This window comes from Ochrobactrum sp. XJ1 (genome assembly GCF_024701725.1).
GTDB lineage: Bacteria > Pseudomonadota > Alphaproteobacteria > Rhizobiales > Rhizobiaceae > Brucella > Brucella anthropi.
In genome coordinates, this window is sequence record NZ_VDGD01000013.1 from 60,055 (window position 1) to 81,276 (window position 21,222).

Below are 21,222 nucleotides of genomic sequence, written 5' to 3' on the forward strand. Positions count from 1 at the left end.
CTCAATAAAGCAGACGAGCTGCCGCGTAATAATCAATTTTGTCTTTTAGTTTATTATATTGATTATACGACCGGGGATTATCTGCAAGCGTAAAAGCTTCAGGCCGGGTGCGCTCGTAGTCCCGGAGTTCGGGAACGATGTCCCTGAGACAATTGGGAAGTGCATCCCGCATGTCCTGAAATGATCTGGCATCCTTCAGAACCAGGCTGAGAGCCTGTGTGGTCTTGGCACGATCAGCATCGAGTACTTTACGCTCGGTGGATATCGATGCCATTTCAGGAACCAGGGAAGGGTGCAGAGGCTTGTACTGGCCCATCGTTCTGGATCGGCCGGTGAGATGGGAAAAGATCATTCCCAGATAGCGGAACCCGTCCGGAGATCCGCCAAGGGCTGTGTTCTTGCTGACCATCTCCAGTTCGCGTCGGACAAGTTGCTGCTCCTCTTTTTCAAAGAGCAGCCCGACGATTGATTTCACGTTATCGAAGAGACGGCGGGAATTGCTGGTTGTCCCGACAATACTGGCCATGGAACCTCCTTACGGGAGGATCAGACCTCCGTATTTGTCTGCGAGATTTCCGAACAGGAAGATCTGTGATCGAGCCCGGGAAAACGCCACATAGAGCATCCGGGCAGCCTGGTTCGCGAAATTGCAGGTGCTGATGTTGCCAAGATCGATGAAGACCGTGTCGTAGGTGCTGCCCTGTGCCTTGTGCACGGTTGCAGCATCACGTGGTCTCAAATCTGCGATGTAGTCTTTCAGGTAATAGAAGCGCTCCCAGTTCTTCTCTCCCTTGTAATATTTGGTCAGCGCATCGTAATGCGTGCGGTCTGTCATGACCGGCACCCTGCGCCACACCTCGCCAAACGAATCCTGCAGATCGAGGAAGTTCACATCGAGCTCGACATCGTGTTCCTTGTCGATCATGAGCTTCTGGGGACCGCTGTTGGCAATAACCTCCAGCTCCTGCTCGACGGCGATCTGACCCTGTTTTGTGTGAACCATCGAGCTCGTGACCAGATATTCCCCGACGGTATAGGTATCGGGGAGGGTACGGATCTGCCTGATGTGATCGTTATATTGAATCACACGTTTGTTGGTGTAAGCCAAGATGCGGGAAGCATGGGTTTGCTGGCTGAATCGATGGCTGATCTCGGCCTGCATCTGGTTGTTGTCGAGTAGGTCGATAACACCAGGAACAATCCGGATCGGCTTGAAGACACCGGTCTCGACTGTCTGGCGCAGTTGGTCACAGATATGCATCAGGTCCGGTGAACCGGCATTTCTGACCGGCTGAGTCAGTTCGACCATTGGGGCATGATGCTTGTAGATTGGCGACAGGTCTTCCTGGACCGGTGCCAATTGATGACGATCGCCTACATAGACAAGCTTGCAGTTCATGGTTCCGTCGTGGAGCATGCGCCACAGCTCGGTATCGATCATCGAGGACTCGTCGACGAAGATGATCTTGCGCTGGTGGATCTTCCACTGCTTGCCCTGGGTGAGCCTGGTTCCGCCGTTAGTGAAGTCGTTCTGGACCTTGAGGTTGAAGAACGAATGGACGGTCGAGGTCGGACGATTGACGCTTTGGCCCAGAACATCTGCAGCCTTGTGCGTTGTCGCCGTCATGACGACCTCATCGTATTCGGGTTTCATGCCCATCAGCTCGCACATATCGAAGTAGCGCGGCAGTGTCTGGTCGATGATATAGTTCATCAGATAGGTCTTGCCGACACCGGCAGCGCCCGAGATGATGAATTCCTTGTCAGGACTGAACAGAAAGTTCATGAACGCATCGGCTGCGTCCTGCTGGCCCTGGTTCAGATTATATTTGTCTGTCATGGGAACCATTCCGTTGAGCATAGAAAACCCCGGCTTTTGACCGGGGCTTGCTATGCACCGCTTCATGAGGGTGCTTATTCTTCGGTATCGTCAACAAGGAAGTCCTTGCGGTCCTTGTTGCGGATCCAGGCGGGTTCCTTGCCCCGGCCCGACCAGGTTGCCCCTGTGACGGGGTCACGATACTTCTGGACTGCCTTGACGCCCTTGCGCTTGATCTTCATGCCACCGAGCGCATCGACAAGCTCTTCGACCGAGATGTCATAGGTTTTGACGACATCGATGATCTGGTCGATGACAGCACGCTTTTCAGCTTCCTGCTTCTCGCGGATCTTGCGTTCGACTTCCTCCTGATGCTTCTTCAGCTCGTCGACCGAAAGATCATCCAGTTCCGGTGAAACCTCGAGATCTTCCGACATATCCGAAGCCGGAGCCTCGACCTGGTCTTCAGTCTCACTCTTCACGGGTTCCCGGATATCGCGATAGATTTCAGGTTCCTGGATCTCCGATCCGGTCTCTGGTTCTTCGACGGGTTTATCGAAGACTAGACGTGGGGTTGGTGCCAGAGGCACTCCTTCCACTGCTTCGTTACTCATTGTGTACTCCTGTGGGTTTCATCACGAGAATCAGTTAGGCTCTTAATATCGAGAATGCTTGTTATTTTTAATTATTATTGTCAAGGTATTTTCTCAATAATCGGTTAAGATTATCCCGATAATCCTGTCCGCTTCTGACTGACGAATTCGTTGACGATCAGGAGCCGCACAAAGTCCTTAACTGAGCGCCCGGCACTGAGCTGACTGGTCAACCAGTCCTGCTGCTGCAATGTCAGCTTCTCGAATATATCTTCCATAAACGCCCGTCTCGTATCTGCCGGATCGATCCCGAGAACCTTGAGCCTTTGGGCAACGGTTGTAGGATGGATATCCAGCCGATCTCCGATACCGGAGAGCGAGAGGCCGATGCTGTTCAGTTCAATGATCTGATTATCGTCAGCTTTGCGTTTATAGGCCATGTTTATTACTCGTTGGTTTTCAGGATTTATATCCCTGCTCGCTCCTTAATAATCTCGAGCATTTTCGAGATACTATCCCAGGACACCGGAAAAGACACGGTCTTTTCAAAAACGGTGCCGTCCTCAGTGATAATGACGACGGATTCAGTCTGGTAGACCTGACCGATATAGGCAGCACGGGAATGAAAGTCGGGTGTCAGTGCAGCCTTGATTGTCGCCATATCCGGGCCGGATGCTGCGTTTTGGGGAGATGCCATTTTGTTATTGCCAATCTGGTTTGCGGAGAATGAAGCCCCCGCCTGCTTGGCCGGGCAGACGAGGGCTATTCCGATGATTAAACGTGCCGAATTTGAGAGTGGGTGTTTCTCGAAATGCGCCGCGGAGATCCTCTTTCTGGTTCTCTGCTCTGACTTGGTTCATCAGAATAGGATTATCTAAAGCGCATTTTTAAAATGATGCAACCCCTAATTGGATAAATACCTCAAAGAGATTAGCCTTTATTTTTAACGATTTACTTGGAGAGTTTTGAAGAAACTGAAGGACGGTTTTCAAATATTATTCGGATTCAGGTTGTACCTTCACCGAACCGGAAAAACAGTTCTGGATCCTATCTGTCCATCATTTGCAAGATGTGATTTGTTCTCTTAATGTTCTTGGTGTAGGGCATTGTTATGAACCACACCTGCAAGACTCCTCCGCTCGTCCCGAAAGGCGGTATCAAATATATCGGCACTCTCGATCAACCGGAGAATAAGACCTTCAACGATATCGAGGGTTACATTGCGCTCGGCGCCTGGTGCCAGAAGTGTGAGCATACAGCCTGGGTTGATCGATGGAGTTTGCAGCACAAATGGGGCAAGAGAACCTACCTTGGCTCCTTGAGAAACCGGCTCCGCTGCATGATGTGTAACAACAAGCAGGGGAACCAGTGGATTATCGGTCAGGTGCCGAGATAAGGATTTTAGCTCTGCTCCCCAAGTGCGGAAGCGGCGAGCATGGCGCTCCACGTCCTCTCAGGATTGTAACAGTGAACGTACCCATTCGCCGTCATCGCCTCTGTCGGCTCCTGTAGAGCGGCGAGAATGGTGGCGATGGCGGCTTTTGCGCTTGCCAAGCACAGATTTCGCTCCATGCCATTGATCTGCGTCCAACGGATATCACGAAGTTGCTCCAACGTGTGCGGCGATCCTTCCGGTAGAGAACGGAAGGGACCGTTTATCGCCTTAGCCACCTGCTCGATGAGTTCATCGTGGGTCACCACAAATCCTCCGAATAAAGCTCCGGACGTCCGGCTGTGTTTGCGATCAGCTGCTTGGCTCGATAGGCGATGTGATACCCTTCGACCCGATTGACGAACCGACCTGTTGAAGTCAGGAAGCCCTGTTTGTCGTGAGGGACAAGAGCGTCCTCAAAGCCCATGACAAAAAGCATGGACTTCAGGATAGTGTCATGACGGGCTGGCGGTGGTAGGCTGATCGTTGCACCGTGATAAACGGCAGCAGCAACTATGCGCTCAGTTGGATCGATCAATTCAGAAGTCATCGCCCATAGACCTTTCGTTGTAATAGTGCTCCCGCTCTGCCTGCACTTCTGGGTGTCCATCATGCTTTTTCATGCATGGTGTGCAGAGCCGAATTGGGTCGTCAAAATCCTTGCGGAAGTGCAACCCTCTAAGCTGAACGTGGCCGCAAACATCGCAAACTACCTGATTTCGTGAGAGTTCGTAGCTGCTCATGACGGCTTCCCTCCCAGCACGGCGCGGGCTTTGTCTCGGATGTGATCCGGTATGCCTGCATCTCCTGCGATGAGCGATAATACCTCTTGACCAATTTTCCCCGCCGCCGCGAGCTTGGCTTCGAGATCGGAGTTTTCTTTTTCAAGACGAATTATCGTAGGGTCGCAAAGTAGTTCGCAGTGCTCTTCCAACTCCTTAACCCGTGCAGTCAGCGCTGCGTTGTCGGCTTCAATTGCTGCTATGCATTCATCAAGCTCGGCAGGAAGGTCAACGCCCTCGATTGCGTCGCCGTAGCCGTCATAACCAGATCGCTTCCGGATCACGGCTAGAACCTTCGTCGCCCATTCAGGCCACGGGGTCATCTGAAGCTCGGAAATTTGGTCTGCCTGTGCGTCGTTTTCTGATTGCAGACGGGTATTCTCCGCCCGTTCCGCCGCCAATAGCTCCACAGCCTGTGAGCGGGTGACGAGTTCGCGGGATACCGCATAACCGTTCAAGTACTCCGGAATAGGTCCATTTCCCCAAGGTCTGTCCGTCCTATCCGTCATTCTGAATTGCGTCTCAACCGTCACCAACTCCCCGCACTTGCCGGTGGCATCCGGCGATACGGGAGCAACGGGGGTGGCTGTTCTGTCGGCCCAAGAGTTTACTGCCTTTATCAGCGGGGTCAGACGGTTTTCCACTTCCCTCATTGCCGGTGAAGTCATACCGCGTTCATCACGGCTTAGACCGATATTGCCCCGCACCCATGATTGGCGTTGTTCATCCATCATTTCAGCCTGTTGCTCTGGAGACAGGGCATTGAATGCAGCAACAGCTTTCTTCAAAAGATCTTCACTCGCCATAGTCGGCTCCTGTCAGAAATGGAAAGCGTCAGAGGCGATCCTGTCGCCAATGCGCAAGTTGTCGGTGCCGGGAACAGGCGCATCCATGGAGACGTGTTTGAAACTGTCGCGGTGATGGCCTGGTACAAATTTGGATAGGTTCTTTGACGCGCTCTCAATCGTGTGAGTGCCTTCAAGAATGGCCAGAACGATTTCCATAATGATGTCGTCGCGAACGTCTCGTGGATATTTGTACGGGACGATCTTATCGACTTGCGCATAGATCGGCTCGGCCAGAAGAGCACGCTTCATATACTCACCGAGTGGTGGAAGACTTGATGCGCTATTTCTTTTCAGCCTGTTATATTCGCGCTGATATTGCTTGTATTTGTCCGTCTGTTTAAAGCGTGCATAACAAGCCTTTCCTTTTGCGGAATGATTAAATGCTCGCTTTAATTCTCTCGTTCGGTCCCGTTTCCGGTATTCCTGAAGGTAATTCTGCCTTTTTTCCGATTGCCCTAGCTGCTTCATTTTGGCTATGCCTTTATCAGACTGTCGATAGCGTCTGGTTGCCGCTTTAGCTTTTTCGGATTTGTTGTATTCCCGCATGTATGCGGCTTTTTTCGCCTTCTTTTCTTCTGGTGTCACAGTCGTACCCCCAGGACTTATTCAATGTCTTCCCAGCGCTCGCCACCGTCGAGGGCAGCTCGCAGGAACTGTAGGGCAAAGAGCGTTTCGTTCCGGACCAGGAGCTCACCTGAAATCCTGTCCTCAATGGTCTTGACGCTGATGTTGAGTTTTGATGCCACCTTGGTCATCGGTATGCGGTGCTCTGATCTCAAGGCGCGCACATAGAGATTATGGAGGCAGCGGTTCTGTTCCTGTTCATCAACAGGAATGGGTGTGCGGATCGGAGAGTTCATGCCTGACGCTCTCTAGGAAAGACGAGCCAGCGCTTCCTTGAAAAGCACAGTGGCAAACCGTCTCGCTGTCATGCGGTTACGGGAAGCCAGATCTGCAACTTTCTCGCGCTGTTCGGGGTTGAGATAGACGTTGACGGTCTTGGGGCCGATACGTGGACTGACGCCAAAGGTCAGGTTGTAGCGCTGCCGGACGGCACGAACGTATTCCGGTGACGTGCCGACGGCATCAGCTATTTGGGCGCAGGTTTCCTGCGGATACAGGTAATTGCGCTCAATGATCGACTTCGCCAGGCCCTTTGCCCGGGCACGCCGGGCATCGAGGCTAATTCTCGAAGTCGTCATAGTGGTCTTCCAGCGCGTCATAAGGCTGGTCGTTCTTCCTGGTGTAATACAGGAAGAGAACCAGGAAGATGCATGTCAAAACGGCAAGCGTCAGCAACATGCCTCTGAACACTTCAAAGGACATCATGGATTTTCTCCATAGATTGTAACGGGTTAAGTCAGGTCTCTATCTCGACGATGGAAGAACCTGGATATTTTTCTCCAAATAGGAGGGCATAAGTCCAAGCTTCGGCATATGTCAGAAGCCCTTCTTTTTCCTCGATTGGATCATCCCCTTCAAAGCGAACCAGGACATCGTAGAAGGCAGGAATGTCCCTGCCGTCTGCAATGATGGAACCTTCGCCGTCGGGTGCATAACGCATCGGATAGATCTCAATCAGCGGGTGGTGCATTTTGCTCATGCGACTTCCTTGAGATTGAGTTGTTTTTGGATCATGCGGCAGCCATGCTGGATACAGGCGATCAGGTAATAGGACCGCCAAGGGTAATCGTGGCTGATGCACGGATCATCGAAGCCTATCTTGCGATAGAGAAAGTCACAGGCATCATGTTCGGTTTCGAACCACGTCTCAGCTTCACCGAGCAGTAGATGCCTGTCTTTCGACTTGGTAACATCGTATTGTTCTTCATAGATCGAAAATGCGTCACGCAACTGGTTCCAGTGTTCCCAGGCGTCACATGTTGGATCACTGAAAACATGAGGAGGACGGTCGTCGATCCACCATCGCATTTCATCTTCGAAATCAGCCTTGGTCTGACCAGCCCGTTTGTTCCATTTGGGCCGTGACTTCTGCCAATCCCTAATTTCTTTGCGCTGACTGAATCTGGGATTCCGTTTCTTGGTGGCCCAGTCACGAGAGCCTAGAACTGCGTCCAGTACCTCTTCGTTGAGATATTCCTTGAACCAAGCCCAAGTGGCGTCTCGGTCGTATTCACGGCCTTGATTGGATTTACCGAGCAAATAGTCGAAATCTGAATGTAGTGCCCAGCTGATCGCGTCTTCAAAGTCGCCCATTGCTTGGTAATGAGTGAGCGTCAGTTCTCCGCAGTCTCCGGTAATGACCATCTTGCCAGGTGTCCAGGTCAGGGTGAAAGCGCAATTGCTATTGTTGGCATACTTGCCGGATTCACTTCTGACATGAGACGCAAAGGGATAATCCCCCTTGCGCTCAAGCTTGGAGAATTTGTCCGTATAGAGACTGTTGAACCGGAAGGATCGGACCAGACCATCTCGAATGATATGGCCGCCCAGATCCCGTTCGGCACTGGTGACGGCATGATTTTTTCGTTCACGGTAGCTCAATTGTGTCTCCCTTGGTTTTACGAAGGTGATCACGATCCTGGCGCCAGCGTTTGATGCTGGTGTGTTTTCCTAAATGGAAACACGACACAATCTCGTTTGCTGTCATTTTAAGACGGTTGCCAAAGTCGGTCTCAACCGGCCAGACAGTGCCCCAGTCCTTGATTTCACAAGGACCGATGATGATGGCATTCCCGATTGCCCGACCGTCCCGGGTGAGAAGAAGACGACCGACACAAGGTTTCCTCATGTCTGGTCCCCCTTCGGTTTGTGCTTCAGGGTCTTGACCCGCACGATCTCTGGATCCCCGTCATTCCAGGCAACGGTATAATGCGTCCCGTGGATGCAATCTCTGGCTGCCCGTAAAGCAGAACTCGGGGAGCATGCCTTGTCGAAAGACAACCGGATGACGAACTCATGGATGCGCTTTTTCATCGGAGATCTCCTCGCAGGCGTAGAGAACCACGCTGGCTTCCTTGAACATGGTCTCGGCAGCCTCGAATTCTTCCCGCGGCATACTGGTTGTTCCGGGTCCGTAGACGACCGAAGAAACACCTGCCTGGATCAGAGTGCGGGCACAGGCCGAACAGCACATGTGGGTGACATAGACCGTGCAGTTCTTGGTCCGGATCCCTTCACGGGCTGCAAAAGCAATGAGATTGGCTTCTGCATGCGATGCGAAGAGATACTTCTGTGGCCGTTCCCGGCGCCATTCGCTGTCATAGACACCGCGAGGAGGGCCATTGTAGCCGGTCAGACGAACTTCCCGGTCAGGGCCGACCAGAACAGCACCGACCTTAGTGCTGTCCTTGGATTTGAGGGCTGCGTGTCTGGCGAAGCCCATGAAATACTGGTTCCAGTTCATTGCATTCCCCAATAATTGGTGTCCGGGGTGAGGGTCGATCCTTCATCGCGGGAAAGCGGCTTACAGATCCCTACTCACACTGACAGGCTCACGGCCTTGCCTCTTGCGTTTTGCTTGGGCTACCCGGACTCTCCCCGAAGGGAGATTGGCTTATTCCTTAATGTGGATGAGCGTGCCTGTCGGAACATTTGCTCCGGCATGGTTCACACAGATCCAGATGATCGGGATGTTGACGTTCGAGGGCAGGGGTTCCATCGGAGAACAGTAGAGATCCGAGAAGACTACAACTGCCGTTGGTTCGTGCTCGATGATGTGCTCACGAACACAGACCAGACTGGTGCCGCCTCGACCGATGACATGGGTTTCCTCGAACGGATCGTCCTTCAGGAAGACTTCTTCCTTCTGGATCATCGTGTCGAACTGGACCATCGTCATCTTTTCGGGAGCAAACGTGTCCTTGACGTATTTGAACTCCGAGTGGAAACGGATGATGTCCTCGTCCGTGATGGAACCGGAAACATCGAGATAATAAATCAGATGTTCCAGGCCCTCATTGTCATCGATAAGCGAAGGCAGATACATGTCCCGATAGCGACGGTTCGGACGTGACCAGCTGTAATCCTGGTTGCAGAGCTCATTGAAGAACTGGGCCAGGATCGTTTTCCATGGCAGTTCTGGCGCCAGGAATTTATTGAGTGTGGTCTCGATCTCGCCCGGAAGCTTGCCGGCCATTTTCGAGGCATGTGCCGCGGAAACTACCTTGGCAACCACCTGATGCTGGACTTGAGCCTGTTCACTGGCTCCGCCTGCTGGTTCCTGGATATCGCTGTCGCCAGCTTCACCTGTACCAGGGTTCGTAAACTGGGGTTTCGAACACATAGATGGCTTCTGCAGATGGATAGCGTCATAAACCTCTTCGGTCGTCTGACCGTCGAAATCATGATTGATCCAGGGATTGCAGCCGTTGAAGACGCAACCTTCGCTGTCGAGCATATTGTTGATGACAATGTCGGCCGCAATGTTCCAGTCTTCCGGATCCCGCTCACCACGACGAACCATGTGCAAAAGCGCTACGTGCCACAGTTCATGAAGCAGAACAGAGACACGGGTCGGTTCATCGAGATAGAGGAAGAAATACGGATTCCAGCCGATTTCTTTGCCATCTGTATAGGCCGTGGGCACCGTCTCGTTCCAGCGGAAGTCGAGAGAGCACATCAATGGAGCCAGAAAGGCACCATTGGTATTGAGGAAGACTTTCGTCTTGGTTCGATCCATCAGACGGGTGAGCTGGCGATAATCCAGCTCACCCACTGCCTGAAGGTCAGGCTGCAACGGGGTAATCGTCGTCATTGAGATACTTGCTCAGGGTTACGAGAGCTCGGCGGAAAGCAGGATGCTTCTTGAGCTCTGGTTTCTGGATCAGAAGGCCGCGATAGAAGAGAACCCGGAATTCCGATGGCAGACGATCGACATAGAGAGAGATCGCGTCGAAGTTCTTCTCTTCGATGAACTCCAGCAGATGTGTGATCGTTGCGTACCGGGTTGCTGAATCGACGGGCATGGTGGCATGCTCTGGATCGTCGACAATGTCCTTCAGCTTCGGAAGCGCTTCATAGACCTTGTTGAACTGGATGAAGTCGACAGCGACACCGGACGTGATTGTACCGGCATAGAGTGCTGCATCTTCATCCCGGATCGGGTTTCCCTTGATCAGCTTGTTCATGAACTCCCAGGTGCGTGGTGCGCAGAAGGTATGTTCATTGTGGTCTGGCCGGAAATCATGCAGCTGTCCCGGCTTGTAGCTGAGATAGGCGATGATCCGGGAATCCCAGTGCTGCTTCAGCATCACGTCTTCGAGGAATTCCTTGAAGTCGAGATCCATGATGAGGTGAACCAGACGGCTCTGCATGGCTGTGCCGATCGGATTGGTGATGGCACGATCCGTCGAGAGATTGCCGGCACAGACAATCACCACATTCGGGTGAAGTCGTTTCTGTCCGACCATTTTGTCCAGAACCAGCTTGTAGGCTGCTGCCTGGACCATCTTGGTGGCCGAGTTCATCTCATCGAGGAACAGGAGCCAGCCCTGTTTACCAGCAGGCAATTCGAGATCTTCCGTCGGGAAAGTGTCGAACGGCAGGAACGAAGCCTTGCCATTCTCGAAGTGAGGCAGACCGGAAAGATCCTCCGGTGCCGATGTCGAGAGACGGTGGTCGATCAGCTGCAGACTGAACTCATTGGCAATTTCAGCGACAATGGCGCTCTTGCCCATGGCAGGAGAGGACTGGATGAATGGAACCAGACCGGCTCGCATGCACTGGATGACATGCTTTTTGACCTGGCGAGGCGTACAGGTATAGGCGTCGAGACCGGACATTATACGGATAACTCCTTGGAAAGCCGGTGCTCAGGGAAGCCCAGCATTTGTGGTGTGATGATTTCGGGGAGGATCTGGCTGATCCGTTCACATTCGGAGGCGATGAGGAGATCCCACTGGGGATCTTTCTTGCGAGCAGCACCGAAGCCGAGCACGTATTCGTGCATCGGTATGTCCTTGTCGCCGTACTCGACTTTCAGCTCCTCATAGCGAGCCTTCGACCAGGCACCGTAACCGAGCTCTTCGGAGCGTTGCTTCAGGCGCTGGTCGAAATCAGGGATGAATGGAGCAATCTCGCTCCACTCCGGATATTCCCAGAGGCGAGGGGACAGGTTGACCTGAAAGTCGCCATTGGCTGGTGCCGAAGCGTAACAACGGTCGAAAATGCCCTGCCAGATCCGCTGACGTTTCTGCCAGTCGTTTGCACTGATGCCGTCTGGCCTGTCGGTGTTATCCCAATAGCCGAATTCCTCGACCCAGGGCTGTGACAAGAGGAGCGCTTCCAGATCACGGTCTTCCGTGAACGGCATGGCATAAAAGCTACCTCTATATGCGAACAGTGAAAGCTCGAAGGTGTAATCCGGATGAGCATATTTATCCGTGCGGCTTCTGCCGCCGCCGTAGCAATAGTCATCTGCCTTCATCAGATGCCCGAGAGCAGCAAAATAAGGCTCTCTCTCGGTTTCCTCGTCTTTATATATATAGCCGGTCAGCTTCCGATCGTGCTCAATGACGGAATAATGAGCAATGAAGCTCGCCTTTTTCTCCCGGACCTTGTCCATGATCTGCAGTCGCAGGGCATAGATCTTGCCACTGAGCTTGTGGAAGTCGGTCTCGGTGATACGCAGGCCGTTATAGATTTTCGTGCTCATGGTTCACCTACGCCGACAGCTGATGACCATTGCGGTCATAGGTTGGCTTGCGCTTTGGGCGAGGGGATTTCTTTTCTGGTTCCGGAACAACCACCGGAGCCTTGCCCAGTCGTGGGCCGGCATGTGTCGTATGGAAGTCGACACCTTCGATGGCTTTCCAGCGCAGGGAACCATAGGTGGTCAGCTCCGAGGCCAGCAGACGGACATAGCCGGTCTTGGTCTGGGCATAGAGCTCTTCGCCACGGGTGAAGAGAAAGGATTCAGTGTAGATCCCGTTATTGACGAGAATGACCTTGGCATCCCCGACGGGTTCGAATGTACTCATTGCGATGGTTCCCCCTGGTGTTGGGTCTTGGGACGGATGACCAGCTCGAGGCCAAGCACATCGAGTGCGCTCTCGAGCCGGAAGACGGATGCATCCGCATTGCCGACACGCCAGTCATAGAGCGTGGTCGTCGACATGCCCGACTTCCGGGCGATCTCGACTTCGGGTGTCTTGGATGCACGCAAATGCAGAAAAAACTGTCTGGTTACCGGTGACGCAGTGCGCACGGGTCCGCTAGGGCGAGCCATGATGACTGTCCTCTAAGATCGGTGAATGGTCAGATGAGAGGCCGAATTCGGTTTACAGCATCGCCGAATTCTTCAATGTTTCGAAGGGTCCGGTTTACAGTTCAGACCCTCTGGAAAGCCCAGAAAACGGCGATTGACATACTGCCTCCAAAACCGTAGGTCGCGGGTTCGAGCCCTGCTGCCCCTGCCATTTTATAACGGGTGCTCATGGCTTGACTATGGGCGCCCGTTTTCTATATTATAAGTTAGGCGGCAATCTATGCCGCCTTACCTTTTCGACGGTGGCGCAGGCTTCGGCAAGGCGACGTCGTTGAAAATGATAATTCCCTGCGGGATTTGTTGGCCGGGTAGGGAAGGATCGCCGCCGCACGATTGGATGGTGCGCCGAGTGATATTCGCAAGGATCGGATTTCCGATAAGCCTGTATGGTATTCTTTTAACCTTTGGGCTTGTTTTTTTCGGGAATCGATTCTATGTAGCGTCAACAGACACGCGGCGCGTGGGGCTGAATTTTCAGCTTTGCGTGCCGTATACGCGTGACTTCAGGCTTCTGATTCGTTTCGACGGGTTGGGGTTTGGGGGTAGCGCCGGATCAATGACAGAGCGGCAGATGGCATCCAAAACGAATCCGATCACCTTTTTTCAGCAGGTTCGCGCCGAAACGGCGAAGGTGACCTGGCCTACACGGCGTGAAACGGTCATCTCCACCATTATGGTGGTGATTATGGCGTTTCTGGCTGCCGCGTTCTTTTTTCTTGCCGACCAGCTTATGGCCTATGGCGTAGAATTTATTCTCGGCCTTGGTCGATAAGTTAGGATTGGGGAGTTTTTAGATGACGGCGCGCTGGTACATCGTTCACGCCTATTCCAATTTCGAAAAGAAGGTCGCCGAGGATATCGAAGCCAAGGCGAAGCAGAAGGGTCTGTCCGAGCTGATCGAGCAGATCGTTGTGCCGACCGAGAAGATCGTTGAAGTGCGCCGCGGCCGCAAGGTTGACGCAGAGCGCAAGTTCTTCCCGGGTTACGTGCTGGTTCGTGCAACCCTCACGGATGCCGTCTTCTCGCTTATCAAGAATACCCCGAAAGTCACTGGTTTCCTTGGCGATTCCAAGCCTGTTCCGGTTTCCCAGAAGGAAGTCGACCAGATTCTGAACCAGGTTCAGGATGGTGTCGAACGTCCAAAGACTTCGGTATCCTTCGAGATTGGCGAAAACGTTCGCGTTTCCGATGGTCCGTTCGCTTCGTTCAACGGCATCGTTCAGGAAGTCGACGAAGAACGTGCGCGTCTCAAGGTTGAGGTTTCCATCTTCGGGCGCGCAACGCCTGTGGATCTGGAATACGGTCAGGTCGACAAGCTCTGATCGTTTTGCCCGCAAGGGCATTCACCCTGACCGAATTTCGGGCGGGGTGAAATGGTGGAAGGGAAGGCGGCTTAGCCGGTCGTCGAGCTCCGAACCACCGAACTGCCCGCCAGTTCAGCTGGCGTCAGTCGAGAGCCGGAACTTCCGGCATTAATCGAGAAAGCCGGATTTTCCGGCAAATTAAAAAGGCAGAAAGCAATGGCTAAGAAAATTGCAGGCCAGCTTAAGCTCCAGGTAGCGGCAGGTGCGGCCAATCCGTCGCCCCCGATCGGTCCGGCCCTGGGTCAGCGCGGCATCAACATCATGGAATTCTGCAAGGCGTTCAACGCTGCCTCGCAGGAAATGGAAAAGGGTTCGCCGATTCCAGTCGTGATCACCTATTATCAGGACAAGTCTTTCACTTTTGTGATGAAGACCCCTCCGGTGACCTACTTCCTCAAGAAGGCCGCTAACCTCAAGTCCGGTTCGAAGACCCCGGGCAAGGCGAGCGCCGGCACGATCTCCCGCGACAAGGTTCGCACGATCGCTGAAGCGAAGATGAAGGATCTGAACGCCGCTGATATTGAAGCAGCGATGCGCATGATCGAAGGTTCTGCCCGTTCGATGGGCCTGGAAGTGGTGGGCTGAGACGATGGCGAAGATTTCCAAGCGCATTAACAAGATCCGTGAAGGCGTCGATCGCAACAAGCTGTACGATCTGTCGGCTGCTATCGGCCTCGTCAAGGAACGTGCTGTCGCCAAGTTCGATGAAACCATCGAAATCGCGATGAACCTCGGCGTCGATCCGCGCCACGCTGACCAGATGGTTCGCGGCGTTGTCAACCTGCCGAATGGCACGGGCCGTACGGTTCGCGTTGCTGTTTTCGCTCGCGGCGACAAGGCTGAAGAAGCCAAGAAGGCTGGCGCCGACATCGTCGGTGCGGAAGAACTGTTCGAAATCGTCAATGGCGGCAAGATCGACTTCGATCGCTGCATTGCAACCCCGGACATGATGCCGCTCGTTGGCCGTCTTGGTAAGGTTCTCGGCCCGCGTGGCATGATGCCGAACCCGAAGGTTGGCACCGTCACCACCGACGTTGCAGCCGCTGTTGCTGCTTCCAAGGGCGGTGCAGTCGAATTCCGCGTCGAGAAGGCTGGTATCATCCATGCCGGTATCGGCAAGGTTTCCTTCGACAATGCCAAGCTCGAAGAAAACATCAAGGCTTTCGCTGACGCCGTCATCAAGGCAAAGCCGTCGGCTGCCAAGGGTGAATACGTCAAGCGCGTATCGCTTTCCTCGACCATGGGCGTTGGCGTCAAGGTCGATCCGGCAACCGTCAAGGTCGTCGCCTAAGTTTTCATGGGCTCCGGTTCGCCGGAGTCCAAGTCTTTCCGGTTGGGGAGGCGTGGCTGCCAGCCAGTCCTGTAAAGCAGGGCGAAAGGCAAAAATTCCGGATCGCAAGATCCGGATAGCCGGACGAAAGTCCGGTTATCCTGTCCGAGATTGCAGGCGGATCATCATCTTCGGATGATTGTCCTTAAACATGTGGCCTGCATGAGACGTGGAATAACCCTGTTTCGCGTGAATACGCATGCAAGGTTTGAACCGTAGTTGCCTTTGAGTGACGCCTGGCTTCCAGGATAGCTGAAGGGGACAGGATCCTCGAACGTCGGGCTGACTGTGAAGTTCGTCCGGCAAAGGCAACCGGCAGGGCCATGTGGTCCTGCCTACTGGAGAGAGACAGTGGATAGAGCGGAAAAACGCGAATTTGTCTCGTGGCTGAACGGCGCTTTTAAAGAGTCCGGTTCGGTCGTCGTGGCCCACTATACCGGTCTCACCGTTGCGCAGATGAGCGATCTTCGCTCGAAGATGCGTGATGCAGGTGGGTCCGTTAAAGTCGCGAAAAACCGCCTTGCCAAGATCGCTCTTCAGGGCACGGAATCGGAAGGCATTTCTGATCTGTTTACAGGTCAGACGGTTGTTGCTTATGCAAACGACCCGATTGCTGCTCCGAAAGTAGCCGTCGAATTCGCCAAGGCTAACGACAAGCTCGTTATCCTCGGTGGTGCAATGGGTGCAACGACGCTTAACGCCGATGGCGTCAAGTCGCTTGCTTCGCTCCCATCGCTCGACGAACTGCGCGCAAAGCTGGTTGGAATGATCCAGACCCCGGCTCAGCGTCTCGCAGTACTTACCAGCGCACCAGCGGGCCAGATCGCTCGCGTTATTGGCGCGCACGCCCGGAAGAACGAGGCGGCGTAAGGCCGTTTTTCGCTGTCAATTGTTCAAACCTTGAAACTAAGGAAATACCAAAATGGCTGATCTCGCAAAGATCGTTGACGACCTGTCGGCACTGACCGTTCTCGAAGCTGCAGAGCTTTCGAAGCTTCTCGAAGAGAAGTGGGGCGTTTCGGCTGCTGCTCCTGTTGCAGTTGCTGCTGCTGGTGGCGCTGCTCCGGCTGCTGCTGCTGAAGAAAAGACCGAATTCGACGTCGTTCTCGCTGACGGCGGCGCTAACAAGATCAACGTGATCAAGGAAGTGCGCGCAATCACCGGTCTCGGCCTCAAGGAAGCCAAGGACCTGGTCGAAGGCGCTCCTAAGGCTGTCAAGGAAGGCGCTTCGAAGGACGAAGCTGAGAAGATCAAGGCACAGCTCGAAGCTGCTGGCGCCAAGGTCGAACTCAAGTAAGTTCGGACTATTCTGGCGGATGGTTTTCCATCCGCCAGTTCCCGCCGGACTTTCCTGGTGGGTCGGATGACTGGAACCCTTTTCCTGAGTGCCGGAACGGCTTTCAGGAAACGGGTTTTAGCCCGTTAAGAGCGCCGCGTGCCGGTAACGATGCGGAAGGCAGCTCTGGAAAGTTTGCACATGATCCTTTTCGATCCATCCGATCTGAAGGGGCCGATCTGAAGGACCATGTGCTCGAAGGACCGCCGAAGGGCGGCGCATGATAAAGGCCGCAAGGCGTGAGCAAGCCGCAAGGCTATAGAACGAGGAGCGACGATGGCTCAGACCCATTCATTCAATGGTCGCAAGCGCGTACGCAAATTTTTCGGCAAGATCCCAGAGGTCGCCGAGATGCCGAACCTTATCGAGGTTCAGAAGGCATCTTACGACCAGTTCCTTATGGTTGAAGAACCATCCGGTGGGCGTTCTGACGAGGGTTTGCAGGCGGTTTTCAAGTCTGTTTTCCCAATTCAGGATTTCTCCGGCGCTTCAATGCTCGAATTCGTTCGCTACGAATTCGACGCACCAAAATTCGACGTTGACGAATGCCGTCAGCGCGATCTGACGTATTCGGCGCCACTCAAGGTGACGCTGCGTCTTATCGTGTTCGATATTGACGAAGATACCGGCGCGAAGTCGATCAAGGACATCAAGGAGCAGGATGTCTACATGGGCGATATGCCGCTCATGACCGACAACGGCACCTTCATCGTCAATGGCACAGAGCGCGTGATCGTTTCGCAGATGCACCGTTCGCCGGGCGTCTTCTTCGACCACGACAAGGGCAAGACCCATTCTTCGGGCAAGCTCCTGTTCGCCGCGCGCGTCATCCCTTACCGCGGTTCCTGGCTCGATATCGAGTTCGATTCCAAGGACATCGTCTACGCACGTATCGACCGCCGCCGCAAGCTGCCGGCCACCACGCTGCTGATGGCTCTCGGCATGGACGGCGAAGACATTCTGTCGACGTTCTACAAGACTGTCACCTATACGCGTGACGGCGACAACTGGCGCATTCCGTATTCGGCTGACCGCTTCAAGGGCATGAAGATCATCTCCGATCTCATCGATGCGGACACCGGTGAAGTCGTTCTTGAAGCCGGCAAGAAGCTGACCGCCCGTTCGGCCAAGCAGCTTGCTGAAAAGGGCCTCAAGGCCATCAAGGCGACGGAAGACGATCTGTTCGGTTCGTATCTTGCGGAAGATGTCGTCAATTACGCAACCGGCGAGATTTATCTCGAAGCTGGTGACGAAATCGACGAGAAGGTCCTCAAGACTCTGATCGACACCGGCGAGACGGAAATCAACGTCCTCGACATCGATCATATCAACATCGGTGGCTACATCCGCAACACGCTGGCTGTCGACAAGAACGAAAGCCGTCAGGAAGCCCTGTTCGACATCTATCGCGTCATGCGTCCGGGCGAACCGCCTACGATGGATTCCGCCGAAGCGATGTTCAACTCGCTGTTCTTCGACGCTGAGCGCTACGACCTTTCGGCCGTTGGTCGCGTCAAGATGAACATGCGTCTGGATCTCGACGCGGAAGACACCGTGCGCGTTCTGCGCAAGGAAGACATCCTGGCCGTGGTCAAGATGCTGGTGGAACTGCGCGACGGTCGCGGCGAAATCGACGACATCGACAATCTCGGCAACCGCCGTGTGCGTTCGGTCGGCGAACTGATGGAAAATCAGTATCGCGTCGGTCTGCTCCGTATGGAGCGCGCGATCAAGGAACGTATGTCCTCGATCGAAATCGACACGGTCATGCCGCAGGATCTGATCAACGCGAAGCCGGCTGCTGCAGCCGTGCGCGAGTTCTTCGGTTCCTCGCAGCTGTCGCAGTTCATGGATCAGACCAACCCGCTTTCGGAAATCACCCACAAGCGCCGTCTCTCGGCTCTTGGACCGGGCGGTCTGACCCGCGAGCGCGCTGGCTTCGAAGTCCGCGACGTGCATCCGACCCACTATGGCCGTATCTGCCCGATTGAAACGCCGGAAGGCCCGAATATCGGTCTGATCAACTCGCTTGCAACTTTTGCCCGCGTCAACAAGTACGGCTTCATCGAAAGCCCGTACCGCAAGGTTGTCGACGGCAAGGTAACGAACGACGTTGTCTATCTGTCGGCGATGGAAGAAGCCAAGCACTCGGTTGCGCAGGCTAACGTCGAGCTGGACGAGCGGGGCGGTTTCGTTGACGAATTCGTCATCTGCCGTCATGCAGGCGAAGTGATGATGGCTCCGCGTGAAAACGTGGATCTGATGGACGTGTCGCCGAAGCAGCTCGTTTCGGTTGCTGCGGCTCTCATCCCGTTCCTTGAAAACGACGACGCCAACCGCGCTCTCATGGGCTCGAACATGCAGCGTCAGGCTGTGCCGCTCGTTCGCGCTGAAGCGCCGTTCGTCGGTACGGGCATGGAAGCTGTCGTTGCGCGTGACTCCGGTGCCGCTATTGCAGCACGCCGTGGCGGTGTGGTCGATCAGGTTGACGCAACGCGTATCGTTATCCGTGCGACTGAAGATCTCGATCCGTCCAAGTCGGGCGTCGATATCTATCGCCTGATGAAGTTCCAGCGTTCGAACCAGAACACCTGCATCAATCAGCGTCCGCTCGTACGCGTTGGCGATCCCATCCAGAAGGGTGACATCATCGCTGACGGTCCGTCGACGGATCTGGGCGATCTGGCTCTCGGCCGTAACGTGCTCGTCGCGTTCATGCCGTGGAACGGCTACAACTACGAAGATTCGATCCTTCTTTCCGAGAAGATCGTTTCGGACGACGTGTTCACTTCGATCCATATCGAGGAATTCGAAGTAGCTGCCCGCGACACCAAGCTTGGACCTGAGGAAATCACTCGCGACATTCCGAACGTTTCGGAAGAAGCGCTGAAGAATCTCGACGAAGCCGGTATCGTGTACATCGGTGCCGAAGTGCATCCTGGCGACATTCTTGTCGGCAAGATCACGCCGAAGGGTGAAAGCCCGATGACGCCGGAAGAGAAGCTCCTGCGCGCCATCTTCGGTGAAAAGGCATCGGACGTCCGTGACACCTCCATGCGTATGCCGCCCGGAACCTACGGTACGGTTGTGGAAGTTCGCGTTTTCAATCGCCACGGCGTTGAAAAGGACGAACGCGCCATGGCTATCGAACGCGAGGAAATCGAGCGTCTCGCCAAGGACCGTGACGACGAACAGGCTATCCTGGATCGCAACGTCTATGGCCGTCTTGCCGACATGATCGATGGCAAGGTCGCTGCAGCGGGTCCGAAGGGCTTCAAGAAGGGCTCGACGATCACCCGTGAACTGATGACCGAATATCCGCGGTCGCAGTGGTGGCAGTTTGCTGTCGACGACGAGAAGCTCCAGGGCGAACTCGAAGCTCTGCGTGGCCAGTATGACGAATCCAAGAAGCTGCTCGAAGCACGCTTCATGGACAAGGTCGAGAAGGTACAGCGTGGCGACGAGATGCCTCCAGGCGTCATGAAGATGGTCAAGGTCTTTGTCGCTGTGAAGCGCAAGATCCAGCCAGGCGACAAGATGGCTGGCCGTCACGGCAACAAGGGTGTGGTTTCCCGCATTCTGCCAGTCGAGGACATGCCGTTCCTCGAAGACGGTACGCATGCCGACATCGTGTTGAACCCGCTTGGCGTTCCGAGCCGTATGAATGTGGGCCAGATTCTGGAAACCCACCTCGGCTGGGCATGCGCTGGCATGGGCAAGAAGATCGGTGAACTCATCGACGTTTATCGCAAGACGGCCAATATCGAGCCGCTGCGCGATACACTGGAGCACATCTATCCGGACAACGACCGCAACGAACCGGTCCGGTCTTATGACGACGATTCCGTCCTCATGCTGGCCAACCAGGTGAAGCGCGGCGTGTCGATCGCAACGCCGGTCTTCGACGGTGCGGTGGAAGCCGACATCAACGCGATGCTGACGGATGCGGGTCTTGCAACGTCTGGTCAGTCGACGCTTTACGATGGCCGTACGGGTGAGCCGTTCGACCGTCAGGTGACCATGGGCTACATCTATATGTTGAAGCTCCACCACCTGGTCGACGACAAGATCCACGCTCGTTCGATCGGACCTTACTCGCTCGTTACGCAGCAGCCTCTGGGCGGCAAGGCCCAGTTCGGTGGCCAGCGCTTCGGCGAAATGGAGGTCTGGGCTCTGGAAGCATACGGTGCGGCTTACACGCTGCAGGAAATGCTGACCGTCAAGTCGGACGACGTGGCAGGCCGTACCAAGGTCTACGAAGCGATCGTGCGCGGCGACGATACGTTCGAAGCAGGCATTCCGGAGAGCTTCAACGTTCTCGTAAAGGAAATGCGTTCGCTCGGTCTCAATGTCGAGCTGGACGATACACGCGACGAACAGCAGCAGGCCCTGCCTGACGCAGCGGAATAAAGCTCAAGGGCGCGCCACGGTATTGCCGCGGCGCGCCCGTATAATCGTTTCCAGAATATGCGGAACACGGTTCCGCACCG

30 protein-coding genes are annotated in these 21,222 nt (G+C 54.5%); 8 read left to right on the top strand and 22 right to left on the bottom strand.

Annotated elements, in window-relative coordinates; all coding sequences use genetic code 11:
* Position 1 precedes the first annotated feature (1 nt).
* The 5 genes from FG152_RS21900 to FG152_RS21920 form a co-directional block, all read right to left on the bottom strand.
* Complete coding sequence (locus tag FG152_RS21900) at positions 2-526, bottom strand: hypothetical protein (protein ID WP_151687949.1); 525 nt, start codon at positions 524-526, stop codon at positions 2-4.
* Between the two features lie 9 nt (positions 527-535).
* On the bottom strand, positions 536-1,840 hold the full coding sequence (locus FG152_RS21905; RefSeq protein ID WP_498988375.1) for an ATP-dependent DNA helicase: 1,305 nt from the start codon (positions 1,838-1,840) through the stop codon (positions 536-538).
* A gap of 74 nt (positions 1,841-1,914) precedes the next feature.
* Positions 1,915-2,433 (bottom strand): H-NS histone family protein, encoded by a 519-nt coding sequence (locus FG152_RS21910; RefSeq protein ID WP_278556925.1) that lies wholly within the window; start codon positions 2,431-2,433, stop codon positions 1,915-1,917.
* 110 nt (positions 2,434-2,543) lie between these two features.
* On the bottom strand, positions 2,544-2,852 hold the full coding sequence (locus FG152_RS21915) for a helix-turn-helix domain-containing protein (protein WP_278556923.1): 309 nt from the start codon (positions 2,850-2,852) through the stop codon (positions 2,544-2,546).
* A gap of 26 nt (positions 2,853-2,878) precedes the next feature.
* The gene (locus FG152_RS21920; RefSeq protein WP_498988378.1) at positions 2,879-3,109 is read right to left on the bottom strand and encodes a hypothetical protein; all 231 of its coding nucleotides are present in this window, start codon (positions 3,107-3,109) and stop codon (positions 2,879-2,881) included.
* Between the two features lie 414 nt (positions 3,110-3,523).
* On the opposite strand from FG152_RS21920, the gene FG152_RS21925 reads away from it, so the two are divergent.
* Positions 3,524-3,808 (top strand): hypothetical protein, encoded by a 285-nt coding sequence (locus FG152_RS21925; protein ID WP_498988381.1) that lies wholly within the window; start codon positions 3,524-3,526, stop codon positions 3,806-3,808.
* Between the two features lie 5 nt (positions 3,809-3,813).
* Here FG152_RS21925 and FG152_RS21930 read toward each other — a convergent pair whose 3' ends face one another.
* The 17 genes from FG152_RS21930 to FG152_RS22010 all read right to left on the bottom strand — a co-directional run bounded on the left by FG152_RS21930 (position 3,814) and on the right by FG152_RS22010 (position 12,663).
* Positions 3,814-4,110: a hypothetical protein gene (locus FG152_RS21930; RefSeq protein ID WP_210250450.1), complete on the bottom strand. Its 297-nt coding sequence runs from the start codon at positions 4,108-4,110 to the stop codon at positions 3,814-3,816.
* On the bottom strand, positions 4,107-4,394 hold the full coding sequence (locus FG152_RS21935) for a Y16D family protein (RefSeq protein WP_151687937.1): 288 nt from the start codon (positions 4,392-4,394) through the stop codon (positions 4,107-4,109). Before FG152_RS21935 ends, FG152_RS21930 begins: the two co-directional genes overlap by 4 nt.
* Positions 4,384-4,587 carry a hypothetical protein gene (locus FG152_RS21940; RefSeq protein ID WP_151687935.1) on the bottom strand — a complete coding sequence of 68 codons (204 nt, stop codon included), beginning with the start codon at positions 4,585-4,587 and terminating at the stop codon, positions 4,384-4,386. The genes FG152_RS21935 and FG152_RS21940 overlap by 11 nt, the downstream gene beginning before the upstream one ends.
* The gene (locus tag FG152_RS21945) at positions 4,584-5,432 is read right to left on the bottom strand and encodes a hypothetical protein (RefSeq protein WP_498988384.1); all 849 of its coding nucleotides are present in this window, start codon (positions 5,430-5,432) and stop codon (positions 4,584-4,586) included. The genes FG152_RS21940 and FG152_RS21945 overlap by 4 nt, the downstream gene beginning before the upstream one ends.
* 12 nt (positions 5,433-5,444) lie before the next feature.
* The gene (locus tag FG152_RS21950; RefSeq protein WP_498988386.1) at positions 5,445-6,059 is read right to left on the bottom strand and encodes a hypothetical protein; all 615 of its coding nucleotides are present in this window, start codon (positions 6,057-6,059) and stop codon (positions 5,445-5,447) included.
* 17 nt (positions 6,060-6,076) lie between these two features.
* Positions 6,077-6,334 carry a hypothetical protein gene (locus FG152_RS21955; RefSeq protein ID WP_498988389.1) on the bottom strand — a complete coding sequence of 86 codons (258 nt, stop codon included), beginning with the start codon at positions 6,332-6,334 and terminating at the stop codon, positions 6,077-6,079.
* A 12-nt stretch (positions 6,335-6,346) separates the two neighbouring features.
* Entirely contained in the window at positions 6,347-6,676 is a 330-nt protein-coding gene (locus FG152_RS21960) for a hypothetical protein (RefSeq protein WP_498988392.1), read from the bottom strand.
* Positions 6,657-6,803, bottom strand: coding sequence for a hypothetical protein (locus FG152_RS21965; protein ID WP_498988395.1), 147 nt, complete (start codon positions 6,801-6,803; stop codon positions 6,657-6,659). Before FG152_RS21965 ends, FG152_RS21960 begins: the two co-directional genes overlap by 20 nt.
* 31 nt (positions 6,804-6,834) lie before the next feature.
* A complete protein-coding gene (locus FG152_RS21970) occupies positions 6,835-7,077 on the bottom strand; it encodes a hypothetical protein (protein ID WP_498988398.1) in 243 nt (80 codons plus the stop codon).
* The gene (locus FG152_RS21975) at positions 7,074-7,979 is read right to left on the bottom strand and encodes a hypothetical protein (RefSeq protein WP_498988400.1); all 906 of its coding nucleotides are present in this window, start codon (positions 7,977-7,979) and stop codon (positions 7,074-7,076) included. The genes FG152_RS21970 and FG152_RS21975 overlap by 4 nt, the downstream gene beginning before the upstream one ends.
* 243 nt (positions 7,980-8,222) lie before the next feature.
* Positions 8,223-8,411 (bottom strand): hypothetical protein, encoded by a 189-nt coding sequence (locus FG152_RS21980; RefSeq protein ID WP_498988422.1) that lies wholly within the window; start codon positions 8,409-8,411, stop codon positions 8,223-8,225.
* Entirely contained in the window at positions 8,392-8,841 is a 450-nt protein-coding gene (locus FG152_RS21985) for a deoxycytidylate deaminase (protein WP_498988402.1), read from the bottom strand. The genes FG152_RS21980 and FG152_RS21985 overlap by 20 nt, the downstream gene beginning before the upstream one ends.
* Before the next feature lie 150 nt (positions 8,842-8,991).
* Positions 8,992-10,191 (bottom strand): vWA domain-containing protein, encoded by a 1,200-nt coding sequence (locus FG152_RS21990; RefSeq protein WP_498988404.1) that lies wholly within the window; start codon positions 10,189-10,191, stop codon positions 8,992-8,994.
* The gene (locus tag FG152_RS21995; RefSeq protein WP_498988407.1) at positions 10,163-11,218 is read right to left on the bottom strand and encodes a P-loop NTPase family protein; all 1,056 of its coding nucleotides are present in this window, start codon (positions 11,216-11,218) and stop codon (positions 10,163-10,165) included. Before FG152_RS21995 ends, FG152_RS21990 begins: the two co-directional genes overlap by 29 nt.
* A complete protein-coding gene (locus tag FG152_RS22000; RefSeq protein WP_498988410.1) occupies positions 11,218-12,090 on the bottom strand; it encodes a hypothetical protein in 873 nt (290 codons plus the stop codon). Before FG152_RS22000 ends, FG152_RS21995 begins: the two co-directional genes overlap by 1 nt.
* 7 nt (positions 12,091-12,097) lie before the next feature.
* Positions 12,098-12,415 (bottom strand): hypothetical protein, encoded by a 318-nt coding sequence (locus tag FG152_RS22005; RefSeq protein WP_498988413.1) that lies wholly within the window; start codon positions 12,413-12,415, stop codon positions 12,098-12,100.
* Positions 12,412-12,663, bottom strand: a complete 252-nt coding sequence (locus FG152_RS22010; RefSeq protein WP_498988414.1) for a helix-turn-helix domain-containing protein — start codon at positions 12,661-12,663, stop codon at positions 12,412-12,414. Before FG152_RS22010 ends, FG152_RS22005 begins: the two co-directional genes overlap by 4 nt.
* 610 nt (positions 12,664-13,273) lie before the next feature.
* Between FG152_RS22010 and secE the strand changes: the two genes are divergently transcribed.
* The 7 genes from secE to rpoB all read left to right on the top strand — a co-directional run bounded on the left by secE (position 13,274) and on the right by rpoB (position 21,142).
* Entirely contained in the window at positions 13,274-13,474 is a 201-nt protein-coding gene (gene secE / locus FG152_RS22015; RefSeq protein ID WP_002964376.1) for a preprotein translocase subunit SecE, read from the top strand.
* A gap of 22 nt (positions 13,475-13,496) precedes the next feature.
* Positions 13,497-14,024 carry a transcription termination/antitermination protein NusG gene (nusG, locus tag FG152_RS22020; RefSeq protein WP_006467043.1) on the top strand — a complete coding sequence of 176 codons (528 nt, stop codon included), beginning with the start codon at positions 13,497-13,499 and terminating at the stop codon, positions 14,022-14,024.
* A 198-nt stretch (positions 14,025-14,222) separates the two neighbouring features.
* Positions 14,223-14,651: a 50S ribosomal protein L11 gene (gene rplK / locus FG152_RS22025; protein WP_010659903.1), complete on the top strand. Its 429-nt coding sequence runs from the start codon at positions 14,223-14,225 to the stop codon at positions 14,649-14,651.
* 4 nt (positions 14,652-14,655) lie between these two features.
* Positions 14,656-15,357: a 50S ribosomal protein L1 gene (rplA, locus tag FG152_RS22030; protein WP_010659904.1), complete on the top strand. Its 702-nt coding sequence runs from the start codon at positions 14,656-14,658 to the stop codon at positions 15,355-15,357.
* A gap of 390 nt (positions 15,358-15,747) precedes the next feature.
* On the top strand, positions 15,748-16,266 hold the full coding sequence (rplJ, locus tag FG152_RS22035; RefSeq protein WP_010659905.1) for a 50S ribosomal protein L10: 519 nt from the start codon (positions 15,748-15,750) through the stop codon (positions 16,264-16,266).
* A gap of 52 nt (positions 16,267-16,318) precedes the next feature.
* Entirely contained in the window at positions 16,319-16,693 is a 375-nt protein-coding gene (gene rplL, locus FG152_RS22040) for a 50S ribosomal protein L7/L12 (protein ID WP_010659906.1), read from the top strand.
* Between the two features lie 315 nt (positions 16,694-17,008).
* The gene (gene rpoB, locus FG152_RS22045; protein WP_010659907.1) at positions 17,009-21,142 is read left to right on the top strand and encodes a DNA-directed RNA polymerase subunit beta; all 4,134 of its coding nucleotides are present in this window, start codon (positions 17,009-17,011) and stop codon (positions 21,140-21,142) included.
* Positions 21,143-21,222 lie beyond the last annotated feature (80 nt).

What these genes read in the sequence shown, in the direction of transcription:
- FG152_RS21905 (WP_498988375.1), bottom strand. Translation starts at nt 1,840, where the DNA reads ATGACAGACAAATATAATCTGAACCAGGGCCAGCAGGACGCAGCCGAT.
- FG152_RS21915 (WP_278556923.1), bottom strand. Translation starts at nt 2,852, where the DNA reads ATGGCCTATAAACGCAAAGCTGACGATAATCAGATCATTGAACTGAAC.
- FG152_RS21955 (WP_498988389.1), bottom strand. Translation starts at nt 6,334, where the DNA reads ATGAACTCTCCGATCCGCACACCCATTCCTGTTGATGAACAGGAACAG.
- FG152_RS21990 (WP_498988404.1), bottom strand. Translation starts at nt 10,191, where the DNA reads ATGACGACGATTACCCCGTTGCAGCCTGACCTTCAGGCAGTGGGTGAG.
- FG152_RS21970 (WP_498988398.1), bottom strand. Translation starts at nt 7,077, where the DNA reads ATGAGCAAAATGCACCACCCGCTGATTGAGATCTATCCGATGCGTTAT.
- rplK (WP_010659903.1), top strand. Translation starts at nt 14,223, where the DNA reads ATGGCTAAGAAAATTGCAGGCCAGCTTAAGCTCCAGGTAGCGGCAGGT.
- FG152_RS21940 (WP_151687935.1), bottom strand. Translation starts at nt 4,587, where the DNA reads ATGAGCAGCTACGAACTCTCACGAAATCAGGTAGTTTGCGATGTTTGC.
- secE (WP_002964376.1), top strand. Translation starts at nt 13,274, where the DNA reads ATGGCATCCAAAACGAATCCGATCACCTTTTTTCAGCAGGTTCGCGCC.
- rplL (WP_010659906.1), top strand. Translation starts at nt 16,319, where the DNA reads ATGGCTGATCTCGCAAAGATCGTTGACGACCTGTCGGCACTGACCGTT.
- FG152_RS21935 (WP_151687937.1), bottom strand. Translation starts at nt 4,394, where the DNA reads ATGACTTCTGAATTGATCGATCCAACTGAGCGCATAGTTGCTGCTGCC.
- FG152_RS21965 (WP_498988395.1), bottom strand. Translation starts at nt 6,803, where the DNA reads ATGATGTCCTTTGAAGTGTTCAGAGGCATGTTGCTGACGCTTGCCGTT.
- FG152_RS21945 (WP_498988384.1), bottom strand. Translation starts at nt 5,432, where the DNA reads ATGGCGAGTGAAGATCTTTTGAAGAAAGCTGTTGCTGCATTCAATGCC.
- FG152_RS21925 (WP_498988381.1), top strand. Translation starts at nt 3,524, where the DNA reads ATGAACCACACCTGCAAGACTCCTCCGCTCGTCCCGAAAGGCGGTATC.
- nusG (WP_006467043.1), top strand. Translation starts at nt 13,497, where the DNA reads ATGACGGCGCGCTGGTACATCGTTCACGCCTATTCCAATTTCGAAAAG.
- rpoB (WP_010659907.1), top strand. Translation starts at nt 17,009, where the DNA reads ATGGCTCAGACCCATTCATTCAATGGTCGCAAGCGCGTACGCAAATTT.
- rplA (WP_010659904.1), top strand. Translation starts at nt 14,656, where the DNA reads ATGGCGAAGATTTCCAAGCGCATTAACAAGATCCGTGAAGGCGTCGAT.
- FG152_RS22000 (WP_498988410.1), bottom strand. Translation starts at nt 12,090, where the DNA reads ATGAGCACGAAAATCTATAACGGCCTGCGTATCACCGAGACCGACTTC.
- FG152_RS21960 (WP_498988392.1), bottom strand. Translation starts at nt 6,676, where the DNA reads ATGACGACTTCGAGAATTAGCCTCGATGCCCGGCGTGCCCGGGCAAAG.
- FG152_RS21920 (WP_498988378.1), bottom strand. Translation starts at nt 3,109, where the DNA reads ATGGCATCTCCCCAAAACGCAGCATCCGGCCCGGATATGGCGACAATC.
- FG152_RS22010 (WP_498988414.1), bottom strand. Translation starts at nt 12,663, where the DNA reads ATGGCTCGCCCTAGCGGACCCGTGCGCACTGCGTCACCGGTAACCAGA.
- FG152_RS21995 (WP_498988407.1), bottom strand. Translation starts at nt 11,218, where the DNA reads ATGTCCGGTCTCGACGCCTATACCTGTACGCCTCGCCAGGTCAAAAAG.
- FG152_RS21980 (WP_498988422.1), bottom strand. Translation starts at nt 8,411, where the DNA reads ATGAAAAAGCGCATCCATGAGTTCGTCATCCGGTTGTCTTTCGACAAG.
- FG152_RS21900 (WP_151687949.1), bottom strand. Translation starts at nt 526, where the DNA reads ATGGCCAGTATTGTCGGGACAACCAGCAATTCCCGCCGTCTCTTCGAT.
- FG152_RS21985 (WP_498988402.1), bottom strand. Translation starts at nt 8,841, where the DNA reads ATGAACTGGAACCAGTATTTCATGGGCTTCGCCAGACACGCAGCCCTC.
- FG152_RS22005 (WP_498988413.1), bottom strand. Translation starts at nt 12,415, where the DNA reads ATGAGTACATTCGAACCCGTCGGGGATGCCAAGGTCATTCTCGTCAAT.
- FG152_RS21910 (WP_278556925.1), bottom strand. Translation starts at nt 2,433, where the DNA reads ATGAGTAACGAAGCAGTGGAAGGAGTGCCTCTGGCACCAACCCCACGT.